Source organism: Chelativorans sp. ZYF759 (assembly GCF_012911015.1).
Lineage (GTDB): Bacteria > Pseudomonadota > Alphaproteobacteria > Rhizobiales > Rhizobiaceae > ZYF759.
Genome location: NZ_WVVV01000026.1, coordinates 1 through 24,201, shown reverse-complemented (window position 1 = coordinate 24,201; position 24,201 = coordinate 1). Strand labels below are relative to the sequence as shown.

The window sequence follows — 24,201 nt, the reverse complement described above, 5'->3', positions numbered from 1 at the left end:
AGGCTGCGGCGCGGGCTCCTCGGCGGGCGGCGGCGCGGCAGCTGTCTCCACCGGGCGCGGCCGCGGCTGCGGGGTCGGCGGCGTCGGCTGGTCGACCATGCTGTCGCCGATATTCTCGGCGTTTTCCACTTCGGCCATTTCCGTGGTCGGGTTGGGGGCAGGCGTCTCGCGCATCGGCGCGTCGCGCTCCCCCTGGACGCTCTGGGAGAATTCCTCCAGCGGCACGATGTCGATCGGGAACGATTCCACCGAGGCCGACTGGTGCGGCGGGGGCGCGGATAGCGAGACCAGGCCGAAGCCGATCAGCACCACATGCAAAGCCGTCGATGTCGTCAGCCCGATCTTCATGTCGAGATCAGTCGCCCTGTTCCTGAAGCGTAACGAGGCCAAGATTGCGGTATCCGGCCGAGGAGATGCGGGCCATCACGCGCATCACGGTGCCATAATCGGCAGTGCGGTCGCCACGCACGAAGATACGCTCCTCATAGCCGGTCTCCGCGATCGCCTGCAGCATCGGGACGACCTCTTCGACCGTGACCTCAGTTTCCTGCAGGAAGACTTGGCCTTCGGCGTTGACCGAGACGGTGATCGGCTCCGTTTGCGTTTCCAGCGCGCGCGCCTGCGTTTCCGGCAGGTCGATCGGCACGCCGACCGTCATCATGGGTGCAGCCACCATGAAGATGATGAGCAGCACCAGCATGACGTCGACGAAGGGCGTCACGTTGATTTCCGACACCAGCGCCTGGCGTCTGCCGCGCCTGCGATGGCCGCCGCGCCCGCCTGTCTGTCCCACCGACATTCCCATGGTCTGCTCCTTGCGGTCGCGTTGGCTTGATCAGGCCGCCGCGCGCTGCGGCTGGGCGACCCTCTCGTCGATCTGGCGCGAGAGGATGGCGGAGAACTCGTCCGAAAAGCCTTCCATGCGCGAAGCGAGCTTGCCGGCATCGGTCGACAGTTTGTTGTAGGCGATGGTCGCTGGAATGGCTGCCAGCAGGCCGAGCGCCGTCGCCAGCAGTGCCTCGGCGATGCCCGGCGCCACGACCGCAAGATTGGTCGCACCCGACGACGCGATGGCCTGGAAGGAGGTCATGATGCCGATCACCGTGCCAAACAGGCCGATGAAGGGGGCAGCCGAACCGATGGAGGCGAGGTAACCGAGCCGCGATTCCATTTCCTCGGCCTCCCGCGTCACCGCGAGATCCATCGCCTTGTCGATGCGCGATTGCAGCGCGATGGGCGATTTGGCACCCTTTTCGAAACTCTTCTTCCACTCGCGCATGGCGGCCACGAAAATCGAGCCCATGCCGGTGGTCTTGCGGTCGGAGAGCGTGCGGTAGAGTTCTTCCAGCGACTGGCCGGACCAGAACACCTGCTCGAAGCGGTTGAGCGCCAGGTTCATGCGCTTGTAGGCGATGATCTTGTCGATGATGATGGCCCAGGTCCATACCGAGGCGACGATCAGGCCGAGCATGACCAGCTTGACCACCAGACCGGCCTGCATGAACAGGCCCCAGATCGAATGGTCGGCTCCCGGCGCTGCCAGAACTGCGGTTTCCATGTGCTTCACGTCCTAAAGATGCGGGCCCCGCACGGTCCCGGCGGCCCTGAATGCGCAACCCTCGAAGTCATCCGGAAAGTGCCATCCCATCCCTTGGCACCATAATCGGCCTTTTCCGGGCCAAATTTGGTGAAAGGAAGGCGCGGCCGATCGGACGCTTCTTCGCGTTCTCGTTCATGGACCGTTATGGTTAAGGATGCGTTATGTCGCCGCGCGTTCGAAGATCAACCCGCCGTGTCGCGCAGGAAGGCGGCGATCCACTCCTTGGGAAAGCGCCGAGGCCGGCCCGACTGCGATATGATGGCCGCTTCCACCCGTGCGTCGACGATGGCTTCGTCGCCGCGCCGGATTTCCTGGCGCATGTAGATACGCGCGCCGGAGACCTTCTCGGTGATCGTCTCGACGGCCAGTATGTCGTCGATTCGCGCCGGGGCGCGAAAGTCGATTTCCATGCGCCGAACGATCCACACCAGCTTCTCGCCGTGCTGGCCAGCCGCGAGATCGGTGTGGTGAACGCCCACCAGCCGCAGGAAATCCGAGCGCCCGCGCTCGAGGAACTCCAGATAGCGGGCGTGGTAGACGACGCCGGAGAAATCCGTGTCCGCATAGTAGACCCTGGCTCTCAGCCGATGGCCGCGCGGAGTCAGTTCCCCCGCGAGCGTCGCGTCCAGGTCCGAAGATTCACCATGCTGCTGCATTCGTCTGTCCTTCGGGCCCGGCTTTTGACACCATTGGCCGGCCCTGTCCTCAGGCGCGCATCAAGCATTATCGGTGGCCATGTTCAAGAAAACGCTGATTGCACTGGCTGTCATGGCGATTGCTTCGTTCCCCACGGGACTGGCCGCGGAGCCCCGCTTCCAGGTCGCGCGCGGCATCAACATGGACCAGTGGGTGACCTGGCCGTCGCCTGATCGCTGGACCGACGACGAGGCCCTGTTTCCCTTCCCCGAATGGCGCCGCAGCGTCGGTCGGGAGGACCTGGCCGGGCTGCGCGCCGCAGGCCTCGATTTCATCCGCATGCCAGTCGATCCGGTGCCCTTCACCGCGCCGCATGCGGCCGGCCAGCGCGACCGCCTGATCCGCGAGGTGGGGGAGGCGGTCGACATCGCGCTCGATGCCGGCCTGAAGGTGATCGTGGACCTGCATCTCATCCCCGGCGGCAGCGAACTGCCCTACATGTCGCGCGTGCTCGACGAGCCCGAGGACTTCGCTTCCTATCGCCTTCTCGTCACCGATCTGGCGGGCAGCCTCGCCGGCCGCGATCCGGCGCGCGTCGCCTTCGAACTGATGAACGAGCCGGGGACGCCCTGCGATGCGGCGGGCAACGCGCACTGGGCCGATCTCCAGCGCCAGCTCCACGCCGCCGCCCGTGAGGCCGCGCCCGACATCACGCTGGTTCTCACCGGCGGATGCGATGGCAACGCCGAAGGGCTGCTGGCGCTAGATCCCGGCCTCGTGGGCGACGACAACGTCATTTGGACCTTCCACTCCTACCGCCCCTTCATCCTCACCCATCAGGGCGCCTTGTGGGCTGGCGACCTGATCCGCTACGTGACCGGGCTTCCCTATCCACCGCACGAGGCCGATCCCGCCGATCTCGACGCCCGGCTCGCCATCGTGCGGGCGCGCATCCGCACCCAGGCGCCGATCATGAGGCGTGCGGGCATGATTTCCTGGGTCGAGGAGCAGGTCGAGGCCATCCGCACGGAGGCGGGATTGCAGGACATGCTGCGCGAACCGTTCGAGGGGGTGGCCCGATGGGCCGAGCAGCACGGCATCGCGCCCCGGGCCGTTCTGCTCGGCGAGTTCGGGATGATCCGCCAGGAATACGGCAATTCCTTCGTGATGCGGCCGCAGCAACGTGCGGCCTACTACCGCGACGTGATCGCCATTGCCGAGGAGTTCGGTTTTGCCTGGGCGATGTGGTCCCATGGCGGCGCGTTCGGCATCGTCCAGGAATTCGACCACCGGCCGGCCGAGAGCGACGTGCTGGACATGGTGCGCGGCCTCGATGCAACCGGCACCCGGTCGCCCGGCGCCGACTGACCCTTCAGTCGTCTTCCTGGAACAGGCTGGCCTGGCTCTGCGCCAGATCCTTGGGTGCATCCAGCCCGAGATGGCGCCAGGCATTGGCGGTCAGCACGCGGCCTCGCGGGGTGCGCTGGATGAAGCCCTGCTGGATCAGATAGGGCTCGATGATGTCCTCGATCGCATCGCGCGGCTCCGACAGGCCGGCGGCGATGGTTTCGATGCCGACCGGGCCGCCGCCGAAATTGCGGGCGATCATGGACAAATAGCGGCGATCCAGATTGTCGAGACCAAGCGCGTCGACTTCCAGGCGCGACAGCGCGGCGTCAGCCACCTTGCGGTCGACCGTCTCGGCGCCGGCGACGGAGGCAAAATCGCGGACGCGGCGCAGCAGGCGGCCCGCGATGCGCGGCGTACCGCGTGCGCGCGCCGCGATCTCGCGCGCGCCCTCGTCGGTCATTGGCAGCGAGAGGATGCGCCCGCCGCGCCGCACGATGAGCTCCAGCTCCTCCACCGTGTAGAAATCGAGCCGCACCGGGATGCCGAACCGGTCGCGCAGCGGGTTGGTGATCAGCCCCAGCCGCGTGGTGGCGGCAACCAGCGTGAAGCGGGAGAGGTCGATCTTCACCGAACGCGCCGCCGGCCCCTCGCCGATGATCAGGTCGAGCTGGAAGTCCTCCATGGCCGGGTAGAGGATTTCCTCCACGGCCGGGCTCAGCCGGTGGATCTCGTCGATGAAGAGCACGTCCCGGTCTTCGAGGTTGGTCAGAAGTGCGGCGAGATCGCCCGCCTTGGCGATGACCGGGCCGGAGGTGGAGCGGAAATTGACGCCCAGTTCCTTGGCCATGATCTGGGCCAGCGTCGTCTTTCCAAGGCCAGGCGGGCCGACGAAGAGAACATGGTCGAGCGCCTCGCCGCGCGATTTCGCGGCCTCGATGAAGACCTTGAGATTGGCGCGCGCGGCGGCCTGGCCGACAAAATCGTCCAGCGCCTGCGGGCGCAGGGTGACATCGACATCCTCGCCGCGCTTTTCGGAGGACAGGAGGCGGGGGTCGGTGGTCATGTGAGGAGTTCCATGGAGTCGAACCGCTTGGCGGCTCTTTTGTCGAACGTCACGGTGGTCATGCAACCATCATCGGCATTGGCGCGTGCAATGATTGCGTCCACAAAGTCGACCTTCTCCTCTAGCGCGCGTGTCAGGGCATCGGCGACGACTTCTTCGCGCTCGATGACCATGTCGCGCAGGTCGATCATTGCGCTCACGAGCGACAAGACGCGGTTCCAGCCGTAGTCGTATGTCTTCGTCAAGGCCCATACGAACTCGACGAGCACCACCATCGATACATAGGCTGGGCTCTCTTCCGACCGCTTGGCGAAGAATCTGAGCGCCGTTTCGTGTTGTTGAGGCTCGTCGGAGACATAAAGCCTGAGCAGCACATTTGTGTCGACGCCGATCATTCGAGCCCGCGCAGTCCGCTTTCCGCCGCTGCGGTAGCAATACCTTCCTCGATCTCTTCAAGCGTCTTGGGTCCCGCCGGGGGTGGCCCCAAAATGCCGATAAGGTCCACCGCTCTCAGGTTTTTCGCCCTTAGCTCCACCTTGCCGTCCTTCATCGCATAGACGATCCGGTCTCCCGGCTTGAGGCCAAGATAGTCTCGCACCTCGGCAGGGATGGTGGTCTGTCCCTTTGATGTCAGTCGGGAATGCTGGCCCATGAAGGAAACTCCAAGAATTCCTTACATCGATAGAATAGTAAGGATAATCGATGAGCGCAAGGAACTACCGCGCCAGTTCCCTCAGCCCCAGGCGAATCAGTTTTGACGAATCCGCGCCTTCTCCCGCCTCCTTCAACGCGGCGGCCACCGCGTTGGCGGCGATGTCACGCGAATAGCCGAGATTGGTCAGCGCCGAGACTGCATCGGCGATCGGCGCGGGGGCCGCTCCTTCGCCCAGTTCCTGCTTCAACCCGATCGTGCCCGAGGCTTCTCCGGCAAAGGCCGGCGCCTTGGATTTCAGCTCCGTGACGATGCGCTCGGCAACCTTCTTGCCCACGCCCGGCGCGCGCGAGACCATCGCGATGTCGCGCAGTGCAACCGCGTTGGCGAGATCAGCGGGTGCCAGCGTCGACAACACCGCCAGCGAGACCTTGGCGCCGACGCCCTGTACCCCCTGAAGGAGCCGGAACCACTCACGCTCCAGATGCGTGGCGAAACCGTAGAGGCGGATCATATCCTCGCGCACATAGGTCTCGATGAAAAGCGAAGCCGGCTCGCCCGCGCCGCCCAGCGCCGCCAGCGTCCGGGTCGGGCAATAGGCGACATAGCCGACACCCCCCACATCCAGGATGCAGTGGTCTTCGCCGATCTCGTCGACGATGCCCTTCAGTTTGCCGATCATGGATGGGTGTCCGGTGCGATGATTTCGAGGTCAGGGAAGTACTTGCGGTAGCGACTGGCATCGCGCGTAAGCAGTCGATGCCCGCCGTGACGTGCATGTGCGCCAATCAGGAAATCGGGCAATGTCCGCTCGCGTGTCCCACCCGCCTTCCGGTATCGCGCATGAGCCAGCCCCGCCTGGTAGGCAGCCGCGAATGGAAGGTTCTCCCTGCCTATGTCCAGCTCGTCGACATATGCCACGAGGCGTTCCACTTCCACGGATGGCGCGATCTCCGACCAGACAATGGCGTTGACCAGCAAGGCCCCCTCTTCCCGGCAACGAACAAGCGCGTCTTGGGACCAACCGGTCCAGGGCCTCTGAAAGCCCCACACATCGATCAGGATGTTCGTGTCAATCAAGGTCGAGGTCTTCATGCGGCCCCCTCAACCAATCGACATACTCCTTGCCGTCCATCCCACCGGTATCGATGGTTCCGACCATGCGCTGTAGAGAGTCGCGGAAACGTTTCACGCGATCTTCCCGCGAGGTCGCACCATTGCCGGCGACCAACCGCACCTTGTCCGCTTCCCGCACGAACTCCACATCCGATCCCGGCTTGATGCCCAGATGGTCGCGGATGTGCTTGGGAATGGTCACCTGACCTTTGCTCGTCACGCGCATGGTAATACCTCTCGGGTATTACCTATCTGTAGAATGCGAACAAGTCAAGAACATCGACATTCAGCCGATCGCCGCCAGCCGCCCCGTCACGCTCTGGCGGTGATGCGCATGGCAGATCGCGATGGCCAGCGCGTCGGCCGCATCCTCGGTGTCGTAGACCGCCTTCGGCATCAGCACCTTGACCATCATCTGGATCTGCTTCTTGTCGCCATGGCCGACACCGATCACCGCCTTCTTGACCGCATTGGGCGCATATTCGGCGACCCTCAGCCCGGCGCGCGCGGGCACGAGCATGGCCACGCCGCGTGCCTGGCCGAGCTTCAGCGTGGCGGTGGCGTCGCGGTTGACGAAGGTTTGCTCCACCGCGGCTTCGTTTGGTGTGAAATCATGCAGAATGGCGGCCAGCCCGTCATGGATCTGGCAAAGCCTTACGGCCAGGTCGGCCTTGTCGTCGGACCGGACGGTGCCGGCGGCGACGAATCGCAGCGAATTTCCCTGCGATTCGATCAGGCCCCAGCCGGTGCGGCGGAGGCCTGGATCGATACCAATGATGCGAATCGGGCTTTGCATGCGGCGACACTAGCCGCAGAAGGCCGACAGGGCCAAAGCCGAATAGGCCCGCAGAGGCATTCGGCGACGGGAGCCCCCGAGGGCTCCCGAACCGGCAATCAGATGCCGAGGCCTTCGTAGCGCTTCTTGAACTTGGAGACGCGGCCGCCACGATCGACGAGCGACTGCGTGCCGCCGGTCCAGGCCGGGTGCGTGGTGGGGTCGATGTCGAGGTTCAGCGTGTCGCCCTCGCTGCCCCAGGTCGAACGGGTGAAATATTCGGTGCCGTCGGTCATCACGACCTTGATCATGTGGTAGTCGGGGTGGGTATCGGCCTTCATGGGACTGTCCTGGGTTCTCGATACGGGCGCCGTCGGCGGGTCCGGCCTGCGGCGATGCGCCCTCATTCAACACTTGAAGCCGCGGCCACCTAAGGCTACGGCTTCGCAAAACTTCGGGCGGGCTATACATCAGCCTGCCAACCAGCACAAGACCGCCCGGCGATCCTGGGTGGCAGGGATGGGGCGATGGCACTGACCAGCATGGGCGAGGGAGAGACAAGGGAACGTCGCTCGCTCACGCCGCTGCGGCGTTTGGCGCCCTACACGCTGCGCTATCGCGGCCTGATGGCGGGCGCCCTGTTCTTCCTCGTGCTGGCCGCGCTGACCACGCTCAGCCTGCCGCTTGCCGTCCGCCGCATGATCGATCACGGCTTCACGGCAGCCGACACGACCTTCGTGGCCCAGTATTTCGCCATGCTGCTGGGTATCGCCATCGTGCTCGCCGTGGCATCCGCCTGCCGCTATTATTTCGTCATCACCCTCGGCGAACGCGTGGTCTCCGATATCCGGCGTGACGTTTTCGCGCATGTGGCGCGCCTGTCGCCGGCATTTTTCGATGCCGTGCAGTCCGGCGAGATCGTATCGCGGCTGACCGCCGACACCACCCAGATCAAATCGGCCGTCGGCGCCACCGTCTCGCAGGCGCTGCGCAACATCATCCTCGGCATCGGCGCGCTCGGCATGATGATCGTCACCAGTCCCAAGCTCTCGGGCTTCGTCATCCTGGCGATCCCGTTGATCGTGCTGCCCCTGGTCGCCTTCGGACGTTCCGTCCGCCGCCGCTCGCGGATGGCCCAGGACATGCTGGCCGAGGCCTCGGCCTATGCTTCCGAGCAGATCGGCTCGCCGCGCACCATGCAGGCCTTCACGGCCGAGGACATGGTGATCGGCCGTTTCTCGCGTGCCGTCGAAGCCGCCTTCCAGGCGGCCCGCTCCTCGGTGAAGGCGCGGGCGGTGCTCACCTTCTTTGCCATCCTCACCGTCTTCTGCGCGGTGGTTGGCGTCCTGTGGATCGGCTCGCACGACGTGCTGACGGGCGACATGTCGGCCGGCACGCTCGGCCAGTTCCTGCTCTATGCGGTCTTTGGCGCCGGCGCGCTGGGCGCGCTGTCGGAAGTCTGGGGCGAACTGAGCCAGGCGGCGGGCGCGGCCGAACGGCTGACGGAACTGCTCGAGGAAGTGCCCGGCGTTCAGGCGCCGGCCGATCCCTTGCCCTTGCCGGTTCCCGCCCGCGGTGAGGTAACCTTCGAAAAGGTCGGCTTTGCCTATCCGGTGCGGCCCGGCCAGTCTGCGCTGGGCGAGCTTTCCTTCACCGTGCGGCCGGGCGAGACGGTCGCCATCGTGGGGCCATCGGGGGCTGGCAAGAGCACCATCTTCCAGTTGCTTCTGCGCTTTTATGACCCCGATCGCGGCCGCATACTCATCGATGGCGTCGACCTGACGCGCGCCGATCCGGCGGATGTGCGCGCGCGTCTGGCGCTGGTGCCCCAGGACGTGACGATCTTCGCGGCTTCGGCACGTGACAACATCGCCTTCGGCTGCCCGAAGGCGAGCGATGAAGCTGTCCTCCAGGCTGCCCGCGATGCCCATGCCGACGAGTTCATCCTGCGTCTCGAAGAAGGCTTCGACACCCAGCTCGGCGAACGCGGCGTCACGCTTTCAGGGGGGCAGCGGCAGCGCGTGGCGATCGCCCGGGCGATCCTGCGCGATGCCCCCATCCTGCTTCTCGACGAGGCCACGTCCGCGCTCGACGCCGAAAGCGAGACCTTCGTCCAGACGGCGCTCGAAAAGCTGATGAGGAAGCGCACCACCATCGTCATCGCCCACCGGCTGGCCACCGTCCTCAAGGCCGACCGGATCCTCGTGCTCGAGGCCGGACGGATCATCGAGGAGGGCACCCACAAGAGCCTCGTTGCGAAAGGCGGGGTCTATGCCCGTCTCGCCCGGCTTCAGTTCGAAACGGGTGCCAACGCCTTCAGCGGGGCTGCCGAGTAGATGGATCCGAGGCTCGCCGCCGCTTTGCGCGAAATCGCGCGAACCGCGCCGCCGGATCGGCACGACTGGTGGATCATCGGCAGCGCCGCCCTGAGGCTTGCCGGCATCGATGACATTGAACCGGCCGACGTCGACCTGTTGGGATCGTCGGGAACGCTTGCCGGTTTCCTCGATCGCTGGGGAGAGCAGGCGGCAGCACCGCGTCCCGGTTCGCGCTTCCGCTCCGATCCCTATCACCGCGTCGACCGGCCCGGCTGCCTGCCCATCGAGACGATGGGACATCTCGAAGTCCTGTCCGAAGGTGGCTGGCAGAAGGTGGCGCCGACCACCCGACTGGCCGTCGATATCGGCGGACTGAGCGTCTTTATTCCCGCCCTCGACGAACAGCTCGCGATCCTGCGCCTGTTCGGGCGGGAGAAGGATCTGGCAAAGCTCGGGCTGGTCAAGAACCGGTTGTAGGTCCGTTTTGCGGGATGGCCCCAATTGCGTTGCAGGCCCCGTGTCCTAGATATCCATTCCAGATGTATATCAGGGAGTGCACTCCATGCGCGTTTCCAAATGGGGCAATAGCCTTGCCCTGCGTTTGCCCTCCGGTGTGGTCGAAGCTCTTGACCTGAAGGAGGGTGACGAGATCGAAATCACGGTTGTCGGCGAACGGCGTTTTGCGGTCGCACGCGATACGAGCCGCAAGGAAGCGCTTTCCCGGTTGCGCGCTTTGCGGCGGCCTCTGCCCCACGGCTGGCGCTTCGACCGAGACGAGGCCAATAGCAGGTGACCGGGACGCCCGAAGCCTTCCTCGACACGAACATCCTCGTCTATGCCTTCAGCAACGACGATCGCTCCGTGATTGCAGAGCGGCTTCTGAGCGATGGCTGCACCATTAGCGTCCAGACGCTGAACGAATTCGTGCATGTCAGCCGGCGGAAACTCTCACGCGAATGGGCCGAGATCGGCGAAGCGGCCGCGATCATCCGCAAGCTCTGCACGTGAGTCCTGCCGGTCGACATCCATACGAACGAAATTGCGCTGGAGATCGCCTCCCGACATGGTTTTTCCTTTTTTCGATGCCCTGATGATGGCCGCCGCCCTGCAGGGCGAATGCACGACCTTCTGGAGCGAAGACCTTCAGGACGGGCGGGAGTTGGCGGGCCGGCTGACCATCAGGAACCCGTTTCGCTGATCGGGCCGACCACTCACCCCAGCACATTCCCCACCACGCGCATGAAGATCCGCGCGCCGATCGGGATCAGATCGTCGGGAAAGTCGTAGTCGGGGTTGTGCAGCTGCGGGTGGGTCTCGCCCGAGCCCAGAAACAGCATCGCCGAGGCCGAGCCGCGGCCGAACAGGCCGAAATCCTCTGAGGCCCGCATCGGCAGTTCCTCTTCGTCATGGCTGATGCCAGCCTCGTCCATCGCCTGGCGCAGATGGGCGACGGCCTGCGGCGCGTTGAGGCTGGCCACGAAAATCTCGTGATAGTCGAACACGCAGCCCAGCCCATGACGGACGGCCGCCTCCTGCGCCAGTTTCTCGGCGTCGGCGCAAAGTGCTGCCATGCGCTCGTCGAGGCGGGTCCTCAGTGTGGCCCAGACCTCCGCATAACCGGGCGCGACCCCGAAAACCGCCTCGCCCATCTGCGCATGCGTCACCGTCACCATGGCGAAATCGTCCTGCGAGAAGCGTCCGCCGCCGAGCTTCGCCAGCGCCGGCATCAGTTCGGCCACGGCCGGCATCGGCGAGGTGCCGGTCTCCGGCATGGAGGAATGCGCCGTCTTGCCCGACAGCACGATACGCATGCCGCGCGAGGCGCAGTTGACCACACCTTCCTTCAGCCGCACATGGCCGAGCGGGGTGCCCGGCAGATTGTGCAGCGAGAAGGCGAAGTCCGGGCGGAGGGCCTCGTAGCGCGGATCGGCGGTCACGCCCGCCGCACCGTTACCGGTCTCCTCGGCCGGCTGGAACATCAGCACGACGCGCCCGCGCGCCGGCGCCTTGCGGCCGAGCTGGCGGGCCATGGCGGCCAGAATCGCCGTGTGCCCGTCATGTCCGCACATATGCGACTTGCCCGGTATGGTCGAGCGGTGAGGCGCATCGGACAGTTCCTCGATCGGCAGCGCGTCGAGCTCGGCACGAAACAGCAGCGTCGGCCCCGGCTTGCCGCTGTCATAGACCGCCGCCACGCCATGCCCGCCCATGCCCGTGAAAATCTCGCCAGGGGCGGTCTGCTTCAGGAAGTCGACGACGCGTCTGGCCGTCTCCTCCTCTTCGTTGGAAATCTCGGGAAAGCGGTGAAGCTCTCTTCGGAAGGCGACGAGATCGGCGATATCCTGGTTGGTGAGGTCCATGATGTCCTTCTTCGGGTTCAAAGATCGGCGGCCGCAGGCCGACCGACCGCGAATGGATCAAGATCGACGTTCCCGGTCACGAGATGCGGCCGACCCGCCGGGCTAGCGCTCCGTCAGCTTCAACTCGATGCGGCGGTTGCGGTCGCGGGCGTCGGCCGTGTCGGCATCGTCGAGCGGCTGGAACTCGCCGAAGCCCGCCGCGACCAGCCTTTCGGCCGGCACGCCGTTCTCGATCAGGAACTTCACGACCGAGGTCGAGCGCGCCGTTGACAGTTCCCAGTTGTCGCGGAACCGGCCGGTGCCCGACAGCGGGATGTTGTCGGTATGGCCGTCGACGCGCAGCACCCAGTTGATCTCGGGCGGGATCTCGCGCTGCAGCTCCAGAATGGCCTCGGCGAGGCGGCGCATCTCTTCCTGGCCAGCCGGGTTGATCTGTTCCGTGCCCGAGGGGAACAGGACCTCGGACTGGAACACGAAGCGGTCGCCGACGATGCGGATGCCCTCGCGGTCGGACAGGATCTCGCGCAGCCGCCCGAAGAAGTCGGAGCGGTAGCGGTTCAGCTCCTGCACGCGCTGGGCGAGCGCCACGTTCAGGCGGCGGCCCAGATCCGCGATCTTCGCGTTGGCTTCGCGGTCGCGGGCCTCCGACGTGTCGAGCGCGCCTTCAAGCGCGGCGATCTGGTTTCGCAGCGCCTGGATCTGCTGGTTGAGAAGTTCTACCTGGCTCATGGCGCGCTGGCTGACCTGGCGCTCCTCGTCGAGCTCTTCGCTCAGCGCGCCAATGCGGGACTGCGCCTGCGAGCCCGCGCCGGCATCCTGCTCCAGAAGCTGCTGCAGGCGGCTGCGGTCGCTCTCGGCCTCCGCCAGCGAGGCGCGCATGCTGGCCAGCGCGTCCTCGAGGTCCTGGCCGGCGGAGCGCTCCAGCGCGAGCAGCTGGGTCAGCTCGTTGATCTGGGCGTTGAGCCGGTTCAGGACCTGGTCGCGGCCGGTGATCTCCTGGCTGAGCAGGAACTGCGCCAGCACGAAGACCGACAACAGGAACATGATGGCAAGCAGGAGCGTGGCCAGGGCATCGACGAAGCCCGGCCAGTAATCGACCCCCCGTTCGCGTCGTCTGCCGCGCGCAAGGGCCATCTACTTCTTGCTCTCTTTCTCGAGCACGGTGGCAAGCTTTTCCAGCGTGGCCCGCATCTGCTTCTGTTCGGCCGCCTGCGCCTCCACCCAGTCGCGCATCAGCTGCTGTTCGGAGCGCATGTTCTTGACCAGCCCCGAAATGCCCTCGGCGAGGCTCGCCATGGCGGAGGCGACGCGGGGATTGGCCGAGCTGCCGCCCGATTCCTGCATGGTGCGGAGCTTTTCGGCGAGCGCCTTGATCTCCTCCGTCGAGTCGGCGCGCGCGGCGTCGACATGGATGTCGGAATTCAGGTCGGTGACGGTGGAGAGCCAGTTCTCCAGCTCGGTGTAGAACCGGTTCTGCGCACGGCCGGCCTGAAGGTCGAGAAAGCCGAGGACGAGCGAGCCGGCAAGGCCGAAAAGCGAGGAGGAGAAGGCCGTGCCCATGCCGGCCAGCGGCGTGGCAAGGCCGAGCTTGAGGGCGTCGAGCACCTCGCCCGTGTCGCCGGCGCCGACGTCGAGCGACTGGATGGTGTCGCCGATCGATCCGATCGTCTGCAGCAGTCCCCAGAACGTGCCGAGCAGGCCGAGAAAGACCAGAAGCCCGATCAGGTAGCGCGAGATGTCGCGGCTTTCGTCGAGGCGCGTGGCGATGGAATCGAGGATCGAGCGCATCGAGGCCGTCGACAGCGACATCGAGGAAGAGCGGCTGAGCAGCGCCTGCATCGGCGCCAGCAGCACGGGGTTGCGCGCATCCGCGCCGGCCCGGAAGGAATTGACCCAGCGGATCTCGCGGAAGAGCCTGATCACCTGCGCGAAGGCCAGGAGAACGCCGACCGCCAGCACGCCGAGGATCAGCCCGTTCAGTCCCGGATTGGCCTGGAAGGCGGTGGATATCTGTCGATAGAGTATCGCCGCGATGAAGCCGCAGATGGCCAGGAAGACCACCATCGAGAACAGGAAGACCTGAGGGCTGGACAGATAGCGCGGATCATAGTCCGCCTCGTCGGCCAGGTGTTCGGCGCCGAACGATTTCAACAATGCCATGAGGCAGCCTCGGATTGGTTGCGCTTGCGCGGTCGATCACGACTCTAAACGCAATTGTGACGAAATTGAAAGGCGCGCCGCCAGATGAGCCTGCCACAAAAGTGTTTCGCGGCACGAACCCGCGAACTCACGAAATGTTCAGCACCAGCGCATCCGTCACCGCTGCCAGATGCAGGGCGGCGCCGGCGACCACGAAGCTGTGCCACAGGGCCGTGTTGTATTTGAGGTTTTGCCAGACATGGAAGATGACGCCGCTCGTATACGCCACGCCACCCGCCGCGACCAGCATCAGCGTGCGCGAGGAGAGCGTCTCGGCCAGGCTGTCGGCGACCAGCAGGCCGCTCCAGCCGATCGCGAGGTAGAAGACGATGGCCAGCCGGTCGAAGCGGCCGGGCAGGGCGAGTTTGATGAAGATGCCGATTGCCGCCGCGCCCCACACCAGCGCCAGCATGAAGCCGGCCTCGTCGAGAAGCGCCAGGAAGGGCGAATAGGTGCCCGCGATCAGGAGATAGATCGCGGCGTGGTCGAACCGGCGCAGCAGCCATTTGGTCGGCGTGATGGGCCACAGATTATAGGCGCAGGAGACCGAGAAGACGGTCGTCAGCGAGACGACGTAGAACAGCGCGGCGACATATTCGGCGCGCCCGGCATAGGGCCATGCATGGACGAGCAGCGCCGCGCCCGCGACGATCGCCAGAAGGATGCCGATCGCATGCACGACGCCATCCGCGATTCGTTCGCTGCGGTCGAAATGGAAGCGCCCCGCGAAAGGGATGTGGTGGGGGCCATGATGTGTTGCCATGGGCCCATCATGGCACGAAAAACATGACCGTGGGATGAAAGGAGCGCGGCAATTCGGCGCGACCGTCAGGTCCTGTGCCTCCGGCCGCCGTCAGGCCTGCGGCACCGGGCGGCCGTCAGGCCTTGGGCATGGGCTTGGCGAGCAGCTTCAGAAGCGCGCCGTGGATGGCCTCGTTGCCGGCGACCACGCTGCCATTGTCGAACATGTCCTGCTTGCCGTGGCGATCGGTGGCGAAGCCGCCGGCCTCCCGCACCATGATGATGCCGGCCGCAAGGTCCCAGGGCGACAGCGAATCTTCCCAGAAACCGTCCATGCGGCCTGCCGCCACATAGGCGAGGTCGAGCGCGGCCGAACCCAGGCGCCGGATGCCGGCGGTCTCGGCCATGGCGTTGCGCAGGTCGACGAGCGAGCGGCCGTGATTGCCGCGGCCCAGATGCGGGATGCCCGTGCCGACCACGCTGTCGAGAAGGCGCGAACGCGCGGCCACGCGCATGCGTCGGTCGTTCAGGAACGCGCCGCCGCCGCGCTCGGCGGTGTAGAGCTCGTCCATGGCCGGGTTGTAGATCACGCCCGCCACCAGCTGGCCCTGGCGTTCGAGGCCGATGGAGACGGCAAAGAGCGGGATGCCGTGCAGGAAGTTGGTGGTGCCGTCGAGCGGGTCGACCAGCCAGCGGTGCTGGCCGTCCGTGCCTTCCACCTCGCCGCCTTCCTCCATGAGAAAGCCGTAGCCGGGCCTGGCGCGCGACAGTTCGGTGTAGACGATCTCCTCGGCCTTGCGGTCCGCCTGGCTCACATAGTCGCCGGGCCCCTTCAGCGAGACCTGCAGGTTCTGCACCTCGCCGAAATCGCGCGACAGCGAGCGGCCCGCCTTGATGGCGGCCTGAACCATGACGTTGATGATGGCAGAACGCGCCATTCACATGTCTCCGAAGGAAAAGGAGGCGGGCCTACTCGGCGCGCCGGATATAGGTGATCTCGGACGTGTCGACGACGATCTTCTCGCCGGACGAAATGAAGGGCGGCACCATCACGCGCACGCCGTTCTCCAGAACCGCGGGCTTGTAGGAGGAGGCCGCCGTCTGGCCCTTCACCACCGGGTCGGCTTCGGTGATGGTTAGCGTCACCTGGTCGGGCAGCGAAATGCCGATCGGACGTTCCTCGTGCAGTTCGACCGTGACCTTCATGCCGTCCTGCAGGAAGGCGGCGCGGTCGCCGACAAAGTCCTTGTCGAGCTCGAGCTGCTCGTAGCTCTCGTCATCCATGAACACCAGCGCATCGCCCTGCTCGTAGAGGAAGGTGAAGTCCTTCTGCTCGAGGCGCACCTTCTCCACCGTCTCTGCGGCGCGGAAGCGCTCGTTGAGCTTGGTGCCGTTGATGAGATTCTTGAGTTCGACCTGGTTGTAGGCACCGCCCTTGCCGGGCTTCACCGCGTTGGTCTTGACCGCCACCCACAGGCCGCCATCATGCTCGATGACGTTGCCCGGACGGATTTCATTGCCGTTGATCTTGGCCATTGTTCGGTTCCGGAAATTTTCGTGGCGCCTCCCCGGAGGCGCGTGTTTCGCGGCTTCCAAGACCACAAATCGCCGCCAGAGGCAAGAGAAGGCGGGTTCGGCCGTGCCGTTCAGCGCAGCGTGGCGGCGCGTTGCTGCGCCTCGGCGATTTCCTCTTCGTCGAGCCCGTAGAGATGGTCCTCCATTTCGGGATCGAACAGGCCCGACTGGCGTGCCAGCAGATACCAGGCGGCGGCCTGGAGGGAATCGCCCTCGACGCCGATACCGGAGCGGTAGAGCTTGGCGAGCCGGTTGCGCGCTGCGACATTGCCCATCTCGGCCGCGCGCTTCATCCAGGAAAAGCCGGCCTCGAAATCGACATCGCCGCCGCGCCCGCCCACCATCATGGTGGCCAGCTCGAGCTGGGCCGTGTCATGGTTCCTCTGCGCCGCCATCTGAAGCCACCGCCGGGCTTCCGCCTCGTCCGGCGCGGCGCGGCCGATCCCGGCCAGGTGCATCTGCGCCATGGCATATTGCGCGTCGGCGATCCCCGCCTCGGCGGCGGCGAGGAAGAGATCGCGCGCGCGCTCCTCGCCTTCGAAATTGGGCTGTTGATCGAGAACCACCTGGGCATAATTGAACTGCGCCAGCGGATGGCCGGCCTCGGCAGCCTCTTCCATCATCTCGTAGGCGCGGTCGCGGTCGCGCTCCACGCCGGCCCCGTCGAGAAGCATCATGGCGAAGCGGAACTTCGCCTCCGCGTCACCCTGGAGGGCCGCCGCCTCGTAGAGACGCGCGGCCTCCTCGATGTCACGCCGTACGCCCAGCCCGCGCGACAGCAATTCGGCCGCCAGGATCTGCGCATCTGCATCGCCGGCCTCCGCCCGCTCGCGGGCCAGTTCCAGTGCCGTCTTGTAGAAGCCGCGCTGGTAGGCGCCGAAGGCGCGGTCGCCCGAAAGGCCGCCGAAACGCTCCACCGAAACCGTCTGCGAGGTGGGGGGCGTCAGGCGTTCGCCTTCCTGCGCGCCGGCCGCCGCAGGCAGCAACGCCGCAAGGGCAAGCAGCATGGCCGGAACGGGCTTCATGCCGCGCCTGCCGCCTCTTGGCTGGCGTCGTCGAGCAGCGCGTTTGCCGCGCGCACGGCTTCGCCGGGGGTCTGCGAACCGCCGAAGACCGCGCTCGACAGCGCCACGAATTCGGCGCCGCTCGCCGCGACCTCGCGCACGCTGTCGATGTCGGCGCCGCCCTGCACGATGCAGGGGATTGCCACCATCTGCGACCACCATTCGCCGAGCGCGAGATTGCGCGGATGCGATGCAGGGGCGGTGTCGTAGCCGAACCGGCCGAAGAATATGTAGTCGGGCCGCGCCTCGCCCAGTTCCAGCGCGTCGTGACGCGTCTTGGCGCCATCGACGCCGACCATCAGGCGCGGGCCATGGGCCTCGACCGTCTCGGCGGCGGTCGCCGCATTGGCGCCTTCAAGATGCACGCCGTCCGCGCCGGCCCGGGCCGCGATGCGCGTGTCGCCGACCACGATGACGGCAACCTCGCGCGCATGCGCCAGGTCGATGATGGCGGCCACGCGCGCCTGGGCGAGCCGGTCATCCGCATCGCGGGCGATGACGATGACCGTGGCCACGTCGCCTCCCGACAGGGCATCGCCCACCAGGCGCGCCTGTTCGCTCATGTCTTCCATTTCGGGTGCCACCAGAACCAGGCGGCAGCGCGATTGCGGGTCTCGTGCGGGCATCTCTTCACTCGGTTTCGGATCGGTCAGATGTGGTCGCCGATCATGGTCGCATTGCGGCATATCGCAATTGGCGGGCCTGGCTGCAATCCCCGCCGGCGCGGCGGCCCGATCCGGTCGGCCCCGCGCGCGTCGATCGGCACGCCGCGCCGGCCGGCAGAAAGGGCGGTGCCGGCGACCGACCTGGCTGTTGCGGTGAGGTTGCCTCTCGCCAAGTCCGCCGCGAAAACCTAAAGCAGGCAGCCTATAACGAGAATGCCCCGCATGCCTGATCCGCTTTTCCTGCTTACCGATCCGATGTTTTATGCCGTCGCCGTGCCGGCGGTGATCCTGGTCGGTCTGTCGAAAGGCGGGCTGGGCGGGGCGGCCGCGTTGATGGGCGTGCCGGTCATGGCGCTGGCCATCCATCCGGTGCAGGCGGCGGCCATCCTGCTGCCGATCCTCATCCTCATGGACGCGGTCTCGTTGTGGACCTGGCGCCACTGGCGCGATTTCACGACGCTCAAGGTGATGCTGCCGGGGGCCATGGTCGGCATCGGGCTCGGCTGGCTGACCGCCGCGTTCGTGACGGTGGATGCGGTGCGTCTCATTGTCGGGCTGGTGGCGATCGGCTTCTTCCTGCGCTGGCTCTACCAGCTGATCGCGCGCCACCACGAGGCCGCGCCGCACAACCGCATCGCCGGTGCGTGGTGGGGGATCGTCGCCGGCTTCACGAGTTTCGTGGCCCATGCCGGCGGGCCGCCCTATCAGGTCTATGCGATGCGGCTGCGCCAGGACCCCAGGCTCTACACCGGCACCGCCGTGATCTTCTTCGCCGCCGTCAACGTGGTGAAACTGGTGCCCTATTTCGCGCTCGGCCTGTTCGACACCGCCAATCTGGCGGCCTCCGCCGTGCTGATGCCCGTCGCGCCCATCGCCACGCTGGCCGGCGCGTGGATCGTCAAGCGCATGAAGCCCGAGATATTCTACCCCTTCATGTATGTGATGATCATGCTGGTCGGGGTGAAACTCGTCTGGGACGCCACGATCGGGGGCGGATGATTTCCGCGCCGCTCCGTGCTTAAACAGGCCTTGGCCTGGAGGAGGAGCAACGCGGCATGAACCCCTATGACACCGATCTCGATCGCAATCCGGCCAATTTCCAGCCGCTGACCCCGCTGACCTATCTCGAACGCGCGGCGAAGGTCTTTCCCGAACGCATCGCCATCATCCATGGAACGGCCACGACCAGCTATGCCGAATTCTGGCGCCGGTCGCTGAAACTGGCAGCTGCACTCGCCGCGCGCGACATCGGCAAGGGCGACACGGTGTCGGTCATGCTGTCCAACACGCCGCCCATGCTGGAGGCCCATTTCGGGGTGCCGATGGTCAAGGCCGTGCTGCATTCGCTCAACACCAGGCTCGACGCCGCCATCATCGCCTTCCAGCTCGACCACGCCGATTCGAAGGTGCTGATCGTCGACCGCGAATTCGCCGGCGTGGTCGCGGAGGCGCTGAAGCTGACGACGGTGAAGCCGCTCGTCATCGATTATGACGACTCCGAATATCGCGACGACGCGCCCTATCCCAAGGGCGAGCGCATCGGCGAGATCGACTACGAGGACTTCGTCGCTTCAGGAGACGCGGATTTCGCCTGGTCGATGCCCGACGACGAATGGGATGCCATTTCGCTCAACTACACCTCCGGCACCACCGGCAATCCCAAGGGCGTGGTCTATCACCATCGCGGGGCGGCGCTGATGGCCTATGCCAACACCATCCATGCCGGCATGGGCCGCTTCCCGGTCTATCTGTGGACGCTGCCCATGTTCCACTGCAACGGCTGGTGCTTTCCCTGGACGCTGGCGGTCCAGGCGGGCACGCATGTCTGCCTGCGCTGGGTGCGCGCCAAAGCCATGTTTGCGGCGATCGCCGAGCATGGCGTCACGCATCTGTGCGGCGCGCCGGTCGTCATGTCGGCGCTGATCAATGCGCCCGAAGAGGAACGTCGCGACTTTCCCCAGACCGTCACCTTCAACACCGCCGCCGCCCCGCCGCCCGAGGCGGTTCTGTCGGGCATGGCGGATGCCGGCTTTGCGGTGACCCATCTCTACGGGCTGACGGAGACCTACGGTCCCGCCGTCGTCAACGAGTGGCATTCCGACTGGGACCATCTCGACAAGGGCCCGCGCACCGCCAAGAAGGCCCGCCAGGGCGTCCGCTACGCCGCGCTCGAGGGCCTCAGCGTGCGCGATCCCCAGACCATGGAACCGGTGCCGGCCGATGGCGAGACCATCGGCGAGGTCATGTTCCGCGGCAACATCGTCATGAAGGGCTATCTCAGGAACCGCAAAGCCTCCGACGAGGCGTTTTACGGCGGCTGGTTCCATTCCGGCGATCTCGGCGTCCTGCACCCCGACGGCTACATCCAGCTCAAGGACCGCTCCAAGGACATCATCATCTCGGGCGGCGAGAACATCTCCTCGATCGAGGTCGAGGACGCGCTCTACAAGCATCCCGCCGTCGCGGCCTGCGGCGTGGTGGCCCGGCCCGACGACAAATGGGGCGAGGTCCCGCTCGCCTATGTCGAGCTCAGGCCCGGCCGATCCGCCACCGAAGCCGAGATCATTGAACATTGCCGGGGCCTGCTGGCGCGCTTCAAAGTGCCGAAAGCCGTTATCTTCGCCGAAATCCCCAAGACAAGCACTGGCAAGATCCAGAAGTTCAGGCTGAGGGAAATGGCGCGCGCGGAGGGAACATAAGGTGAAAAATGTCCCATGCCGGCACATTTTTCCCGCATGTTAACCATCGCGTTAAGCTCCGGTTAAGCTTTATGAGGTTTAACTACGGGCATCCAGTGATCTGGATTCTTACCGAGTGGTCTTGCCACTCCGTTTGACGCCTCCCTGTTAAACTCCTGAGAGCCGCAACCCGCGGCTCTTTTTTTTTGGCCGGAAACAGGGTCGCCGCCGTCTCTTGCGCGGTGTTAACCCTTCGTTAAGCAAAAGCTTGCCTTGCCGTGCACAACCGGCCATCTTCTCTGCGGCAGACGTACGAATCGTTCATATGGAACCCGTCCGGCCGTCGCCGATTGTTGAAGTGATTTCGAGAGTTCGGGAGTATTTGCCCAGATGGGGAATTCGGTGCATGAGGGCGCGCAGACGGTCAGGCTCGCCGAGCGTCGCGTCTTCTCTAGTTCCTTCAAGCCGCTTTACGACGAAGGCATGGGGCTGGTCGAACAGGCCGCCGAGTACCTCGACGGGCGCGGTCGCGTGGAGGCCAAGGGCCTGTCGCGTCTCGCCTCGACGCTTTATGCGGCCGAATCGATGCGCCTTACCACCCGCCTGATGCAGGTTGCATCCTGGCTTCTCTTGCAGCGCGCCGCCAATTCCGGCGAGATGACGCGCGAACAGGTCGCGGCGGAAAAGTCCAAGGTGCGGCTCGACACCTCGTCTGCCGCCTCCGACGTTCCGGGCTGGGGCGAACTTCCGGAAGGCTTCCAGAATCTGGTAGAGCGCTCTTTGCGCCTGCAGGCCCTGGTGCGCCGCATGGACGAGGAGGTCTATGGCCGTCTCGTACCCGCACCGGCGGTCGCCAACGAGAATCCCGTCAACGAACAGATCATGCTTCTGCGCACCGCCTTCGCGCGCGGCTGACCGCCTCTCAGCGGTCGGAATGTCCGAGATCGCGGTCGGGCCAGGCCCGGTCGCGCACCAGGCGCTTGAGCACCTTGGCCTCCGGGAAGCCGCCATCGCGCTTGCGCTCCCAGATCGTTTCGCCGTCCACCGTGATCTCGAAAACGCCGCCGGTGCCCGGCACCAGTTCCACGCCGCCCAGATCCTGGCCGAAGGTGGAAAGCAGCTCCTGCGCCATCCAGCCGGCGCGCAGGAGCCAGTTGCACTGGGTGCAATAGGTGATGCGGATCGTGGGGCGCCGGTCTTCCAAGCGACCTCAGGCCGCGCTCAGCTTGGCCATGGTCTCGTCGTCGACTTCGAAATTGGCGTAGACATTCTGCACGTCGTCATCGTCGTCGAGCACCGAGATCAGCCGCAGCACCGACTGCGCCTTGTCCTCGTCGACCGGCGTGCCGGTCTGCGGCCGCCAGATCGCCTTGACCGATTCGGCCTGGCCCAGCGCTGATTCCAGTGCCGAGGTCACCTCGCCGATATCCTCGAAGGCACAGATGATGACATGACCGTTCTCGTCCGACGTCACGTCCTCGGCGCCGGCCTCAATGGCGGCTTCCATCACCTTGTCGGCGTCACCGGCGGCCGTGGTGTAGACGATCTCGCCCACCCGGTCGAACATGAAGGCGACCGAGCCCGTCTCGCCCATCGCGCCGCCAGATTTGGTGAAGGCCGCACGCACGTTGGAGGCGGTGCGGTTGCGGTTGTCCGTCAGCGCCTCGACGATGACGGCCACGCCCCCGGGGCCATAGCCTTCGTAGCGTACCTCTTCATAGTTCTCGGCGTCGCCGCCGGAGGCCTTGCTGATGGCGCGCTGGATATTGTCCTTCGGCATGGACTGCGCCTTGGCGTTCTGGACCGCCAGGCGCAGGCGCGGATTCATGTCGGGATCCGGTGCGCCCATCTTGGCTGCAACCGTGATCTCGCGGGCGAGCTTGGAGAACATCTTGGAGCGGACCGCATCCTGGCGGCCCTTGCGGTGCATGATGTTCTTGAACTGTGAATGGCCGGCCATGGCACTCCTGCTGGTCGAAACTGAACCATTTCGGGGATCGACGGCCTTATAGTTAAATCAGCCGGCAACGTCCAGAAGGAGAGCTTGTCTCGTGATCATCCTCCCGGCCGGCCAGATCCGGCGAGGGCGCGGGATGCTCACGCACGGCTTTCTCGCGTCGAAGGACCACCGAAATTTCGTGTCCGGAGTCGGCCTCGCCGTTCCACCATCGTCATACGGGAAGGTGTCGACACTTTTCGGGTGTGCACGCAGCGGATGAGGTGCAAAATGCGAAACGATTTAATGCTCCTGACACAAGGGTGTCAGCAGGACCTTGCCATAAGCGCATCCTTCGTCTGACCGGAGGGACCTCGCATGCGACGAGCCGACAGACTTTTTCAGATCGTGCAGCAGCTGCGCGGCGGACGTCTCGTGACGGCCCGCATGCTCGGCGAGCGGCTCGAAGTATCGGAACGTACCATCTACCGCGATATCGCCGATCTCCAGTCGACCGGCGTGCCGATCGACGGGGAGGCGGGCGTCGGCTATCTGATGCGGGAAGGCTTCGAGCTTCCGCCGCTGATGTTCTCGCGCGACGAGATCGTCGCGCTGGTGGCGGGCGCGCGCATGGTGCGCGCCTTCGGGGGCGCCGAGATGGCGCGTGCGGCGGAAGAGGCGCTGGTCAAGATCGGTGCCGTCCTGCCGGAAGCCGAGAAGGCGCGTCTCGCACGCACCGAAATCCACATGCCCGACTGGGTCATCGACGACGATCAGCGCCGCGCGATAGACCTGCTCGAACATGCGGTCGAAGACCGCACGGTGCTGGTGGTGGATTACCGCGATGGCGGGGGCGCCGGATCCAGGCGGGAGATACGGCCGCTCGGGCTCTGGTTCTGGGGCAAGGTCTGGACGCTGGTCGCCTGGTGCGAATTGCGCAACGACTTTCGCGCCTTTCGCATCGACCGTATCGCCGGCGTGGAACTGGCCGGTCGCAGCTTCCGGCCCGAACGCGGCAAGCAGCTCGCCGATTTCTATCGGCGCCTCGAGCGGGCGGAAAAGATCTGCGAACCCGGCTCCACCCCGGACTGGAAAAACTCCCTCGCCGCCGAATAGGCAAGGATTGGCGGCGAACGCCCGCCCTCCAGCGCCACCGTCATCCCGGGCCGCGTAGCGGACCAGGGATCCAAACGGGACGGTGGATATGAAGCGCGTACGCCACCCCCACCTTCGTCATCCTAGGGCGAAGCAGGCCGAAGGCCGTCGCGAAGACCCTAGGATCCATGCCTGAACGGCACATGCCGCGCGGGGCTTACCCCTCATCCGTCTCGGCGCTGACGCAGCGCGACTCCCTTCTCCCCTTGTGGGGTGAGGAGCGGTCGGCCGCAGGCCGATTGATCGGCAACGATTTGTCGATCAAAGCGACGAACGGTGGCCGACAACGAGCCGTGAGCATGGCGAACGGCGAGGCAG

At 65.6% G+C, this 24,201-nt stretch carries 32 protein-coding genes and 1 pseudogene; 11 read left to right on the top strand and 22 right to left on the bottom strand.

Annotated features, from left to right (window positions below; all coding sequences use genetic code 11):
- The 4 genes and pseudogenes from GRZ55_RS22485 to ybgC form a co-directional block, all read right to left on the bottom strand.
- Positions 1–348 (bottom strand): annotated as a pseudogene (locus GRZ55_RS22485) (hypothetical protein); the annotation flags it as partial.
- Between the two features lie 7 nt (positions 349–355).
- Positions 356–805, bottom strand: a complete 450-nt coding sequence (tolR, locus tag GRZ55_RS22480) for a protein TolR (RefSeq protein WP_169289187.1) — start codon at positions 803–805, stop codon at positions 356–358.
- Positions 806–835: 30 nt separating this feature from the next.
- Complete coding sequence (gene tolQ, locus GRZ55_RS22475) at positions 836–1,558, bottom strand: protein TolQ (protein WP_169289186.1); 723 nt, start codon at positions 1,556–1,558, stop codon at positions 836–838.
- 224 nt (positions 1,559–1,782) lie between these two features.
- Positions 1,783–2,256 carry a tol-pal system-associated acyl-CoA thioesterase gene (gene ybgC / locus GRZ55_RS22470; protein WP_169289185.1) on the bottom strand — a complete coding sequence of 158 codons (474 nt, stop codon included), beginning with the start codon at positions 2,254–2,256 and terminating at the stop codon, positions 1,783–1,785.
- A 79-nt stretch (positions 2,257–2,335) separates the two neighbouring features.
- Here ybgC and GRZ55_RS22465 point away from each other — a divergent pair, with 79 nt between their 5' ends.
- The gene (locus GRZ55_RS22465) at positions 2,336–3,604 is read left to right on the top strand and encodes a glycoside hydrolase family 5 protein (protein WP_169289184.1); all 1,269 of its coding nucleotides are present in this window, start codon (positions 2,336–2,338) and stop codon (positions 3,602–3,604) included.
- A gap of 4 nt (positions 3,605–3,608) precedes the next feature.
- On the opposite strand, the gene ruvB is transcribed toward GRZ55_RS22465, so the two are convergent.
- From ruvB to rpmE, 8 genes are all read right to left on the bottom strand, one after another.
- Positions 3,609–4,649, bottom strand: a complete 1,041-nt coding sequence (gene ruvB / locus GRZ55_RS22460) for a Holliday junction branch migration DNA helicase RuvB (protein WP_169289183.1) — start codon at positions 4,647–4,649, stop codon at positions 3,609–3,611.
- Positions 4,646–5,044 carry a PIN domain-containing protein gene (locus tag GRZ55_RS22455; RefSeq protein WP_169289182.1) on the bottom strand — a complete coding sequence of 133 codons (399 nt, stop codon included), beginning with the start codon at positions 5,042–5,044 and terminating at the stop codon, positions 4,646–4,648. Before GRZ55_RS22455 ends, ruvB begins: the two co-directional genes overlap by 4 nt.
- Positions 5,041–5,301, bottom strand: a complete 261-nt coding sequence (locus GRZ55_RS22450; RefSeq protein ID WP_169289181.1) for an AbrB/MazE/SpoVT family DNA-binding domain-containing protein — start codon at positions 5,299–5,301, stop codon at positions 5,041–5,043. Before GRZ55_RS22450 ends, GRZ55_RS22455 begins: the two co-directional genes overlap by 4 nt.
- Before the next feature lie 64 nt (positions 5,302–5,365).
- Positions 5,366–5,983 carry a Holliday junction branch migration protein RuvA gene (gene ruvA / locus GRZ55_RS22445; protein WP_169289180.1) on the bottom strand — a complete coding sequence of 206 codons (618 nt, stop codon included), beginning with the start codon at positions 5,981–5,983 and terminating at the stop codon, positions 5,366–5,368.
- Positions 5,980–6,396 carry a type II toxin-antitoxin system VapC family toxin gene (locus GRZ55_RS22440; RefSeq protein WP_169289179.1) on the bottom strand — a complete coding sequence of 139 codons (417 nt, stop codon included), beginning with the start codon at positions 6,394–6,396 and terminating at the stop codon, positions 5,980–5,982. The genes ruvA and GRZ55_RS22440 overlap by 4 nt, the downstream gene beginning before the upstream one ends.
- On the bottom strand, positions 6,374–6,643 hold the full coding sequence (locus GRZ55_RS22435; protein WP_169289178.1) for an AbrB/MazE/SpoVT family DNA-binding domain-containing protein: 270 nt from the start codon (positions 6,641–6,643) through the stop codon (positions 6,374–6,376). Before GRZ55_RS22435 ends, GRZ55_RS22440 begins: the two co-directional genes overlap by 23 nt.
- 60 nt (positions 6,644–6,703) lie before the next feature.
- On the bottom strand, positions 6,704–7,213 hold the full coding sequence (ruvC, locus tag GRZ55_RS22430) for a crossover junction endodeoxyribonuclease RuvC (protein WP_169289177.1): 510 nt from the start codon (positions 7,211–7,213) through the stop codon (positions 6,704–6,706).
- 98 nt (positions 7,214–7,311) lie between these two features.
- Positions 7,312–7,533 carry a 50S ribosomal protein L31 gene (gene rpmE / locus GRZ55_RS22425; RefSeq protein WP_169289176.1) on the bottom strand — a complete coding sequence of 74 codons (222 nt, stop codon included), beginning with the start codon at positions 7,531–7,533 and terminating at the stop codon, positions 7,312–7,314.
- 186 nt (positions 7,534–7,719) lie between these two features.
- Here rpmE and GRZ55_RS22420 point away from each other — a divergent pair, with 186 nt between their 5' ends.
- From GRZ55_RS22420 to GRZ55_RS23655, 5 genes are all read left to right on the top strand, one after another.
- Entirely contained in the window at positions 7,720–9,528 is a 1,809-nt protein-coding gene (locus tag GRZ55_RS22420; RefSeq protein WP_169289175.1) for an ABC transporter transmembrane domain-containing protein, read from the top strand.
- A complete protein-coding gene (locus GRZ55_RS22415; RefSeq protein WP_169289174.1) occupies positions 9,529–9,987 on the top strand; it encodes a hypothetical protein in 459 nt (152 codons plus the stop codon).
- 85 nt (positions 9,988–10,072) lie between these two features.
- The gene (locus GRZ55_RS22410; RefSeq protein ID WP_169289173.1) at positions 10,073–10,303 is read left to right on the top strand and encodes an AbrB/MazE/SpoVT family DNA-binding domain-containing protein; all 231 of its coding nucleotides are present in this window, start codon (positions 10,073–10,075) and stop codon (positions 10,301–10,303) included.
- Entirely contained in the window at positions 10,300–10,518 is a 219-nt protein-coding gene (locus GRZ55_RS23565) for a PIN domain-containing protein (protein WP_210257493.1), read from the top strand. Before GRZ55_RS22410 ends, GRZ55_RS23565 begins: the two co-directional genes overlap by 4 nt.
- A 55-nt stretch (positions 10,519–10,573) precedes the next feature.
- Positions 10,574–10,708, top strand: a complete 135-nt coding sequence (locus tag GRZ55_RS23655) for a hypothetical protein (RefSeq protein WP_256379836.1) — start codon at positions 10,574–10,576, stop codon at positions 10,706–10,708.
- Positions 10,709–10,721: 13 nt separating this feature from the next.
- On the opposite strand, the gene GRZ55_RS22400 is transcribed toward GRZ55_RS23655, so the two are convergent.
- From GRZ55_RS22400 to GRZ55_RS22365, 8 genes are all read right to left on the bottom strand, one after another.
- On the bottom strand, positions 10,722–11,870 hold the full coding sequence (locus GRZ55_RS22400; protein WP_169289172.1) for an amidohydrolase: 1,149 nt from the start codon (positions 11,868–11,870) through the stop codon (positions 10,722–10,724).
- A 102-nt stretch (positions 11,871–11,972) separates the two neighbouring features.
- Positions 11,973–13,004: a peptidoglycan -binding protein gene (locus tag GRZ55_RS22395; protein ID WP_169289171.1), complete on the bottom strand. Its 1,032-nt coding sequence runs from the start codon at positions 13,002–13,004 to the stop codon at positions 11,973–11,975.
- Complete coding sequence (locus GRZ55_RS22390; protein ID WP_169289170.1) at positions 13,005–14,030, bottom strand: MotA/TolQ/ExbB proton channel family protein; 1,026 nt, start codon at positions 14,028–14,030, stop codon at positions 13,005–13,007.
- Between the two features lie 127 nt (positions 14,031–14,157).
- Complete coding sequence (locus GRZ55_RS22385; RefSeq protein WP_169289169.1) at positions 14,158–14,832, bottom strand: hemolysin III family protein; 675 nt, start codon at positions 14,830–14,832, stop codon at positions 14,158–14,160.
- A gap of 115 nt (positions 14,833–14,947) precedes the next feature.
- Positions 14,948–15,748, bottom strand: a complete 801-nt coding sequence (locus tag GRZ55_RS22380) for an inositol monophosphatase family protein (protein WP_169289168.1) — start codon at positions 15,746–15,748, stop codon at positions 14,948–14,950.
- Positions 15,749–15,779: 31 nt separating this feature from the next.
- Positions 15,780–16,346: an elongation factor P gene (gene efp / locus GRZ55_RS22375; protein WP_169289167.1), complete on the bottom strand. Its 567-nt coding sequence runs from the start codon at positions 16,344–16,346 to the stop codon at positions 15,780–15,782.
- A gap of 110 nt (positions 16,347–16,456) precedes the next feature.
- Entirely contained in the window at positions 16,457–17,410 is a 954-nt protein-coding gene (locus GRZ55_RS22370; RefSeq protein ID WP_169289166.1) for a tetratricopeptide repeat protein, read from the bottom strand.
- A complete protein-coding gene (locus tag GRZ55_RS22365; RefSeq protein ID WP_169289165.1) occupies positions 17,407–18,075 on the bottom strand; it encodes a thiamine phosphate synthase in 669 nt (222 codons plus the stop codon). Before GRZ55_RS22365 ends, GRZ55_RS22370 begins: the two co-directional genes overlap by 4 nt.
- Positions 18,076–18,336: 261 nt before the next feature.
- Between GRZ55_RS22365 and GRZ55_RS22360 the strand changes: the two genes are divergently transcribed.
- The 3 genes from GRZ55_RS22360 (at position 18,337) to GRZ55_RS22350 (ending at position 21,707) form a co-directional block, all read left to right on the top strand.
- Positions 18,337–19,113 (top strand): sulfite exporter TauE/SafE family protein, encoded by a 777-nt coding sequence (locus GRZ55_RS22360; protein ID WP_169289164.1) that lies wholly within the window; start codon positions 18,337–18,339, stop codon positions 19,111–19,113.
- Between the two features lie 56 nt (positions 19,114–19,169).
- Complete coding sequence (locus GRZ55_RS22355) at positions 19,170–20,813, top strand: acyl-CoA synthetase (RefSeq protein ID WP_169289163.1); 1,644 nt, start codon at positions 19,170–19,172, stop codon at positions 20,811–20,813.
- A gap of 369 nt (positions 20,814–21,182) precedes the next feature.
- On the top strand, positions 21,183–21,707 hold the full coding sequence (locus GRZ55_RS22350) for a DUF1465 family protein (RefSeq protein WP_169289162.1): 525 nt from the start codon (positions 21,183–21,185) through the stop codon (positions 21,705–21,707).
- A 7-nt stretch (positions 21,708–21,714) separates the two neighbouring features.
- Here the strand turns inward: GRZ55_RS22350 and GRZ55_RS22345 are convergent, their stop codons facing one another.
- Positions 21,715–21,996, bottom strand: coding sequence for a SelT/SelW/SelH family protein (locus GRZ55_RS22345; RefSeq protein ID WP_169289161.1), 282 nt, complete (start codon positions 21,994–21,996; stop codon positions 21,715–21,717).
- Positions 21,997–22,002: 6 nt separating this feature from the next.
- Positions 22,003–22,752, bottom strand: coding sequence for a YebC/PmpR family DNA-binding transcriptional regulator (locus GRZ55_RS22340; RefSeq protein ID WP_169289160.1), 750 nt, complete (start codon positions 22,750–22,752; stop codon positions 22,003–22,005).
- A 354-nt stretch (positions 22,753–23,106) separates the two neighbouring features.
- Here GRZ55_RS22340 and GRZ55_RS22335 point away from each other — a divergent pair, with 354 nt between their 5' ends.
- Both GRZ55_RS22335 and GRZ55_RS23290 read left to right on the top strand, forming a co-directional pair.
- Positions 23,107–23,844, top strand: coding sequence for a YafY family protein (locus GRZ55_RS22335; protein WP_169289159.1), 738 nt, complete (start codon positions 23,107–23,109; stop codon positions 23,842–23,844).
- A 167-nt stretch (positions 23,845–24,011) separates the two neighbouring features.
- Positions 24,012–24,201 (top strand): hypothetical protein (locus tag GRZ55_RS23290; RefSeq protein ID WP_210257492.1); only part of this gene is annotated, 190 nt, incomplete at its 3' end.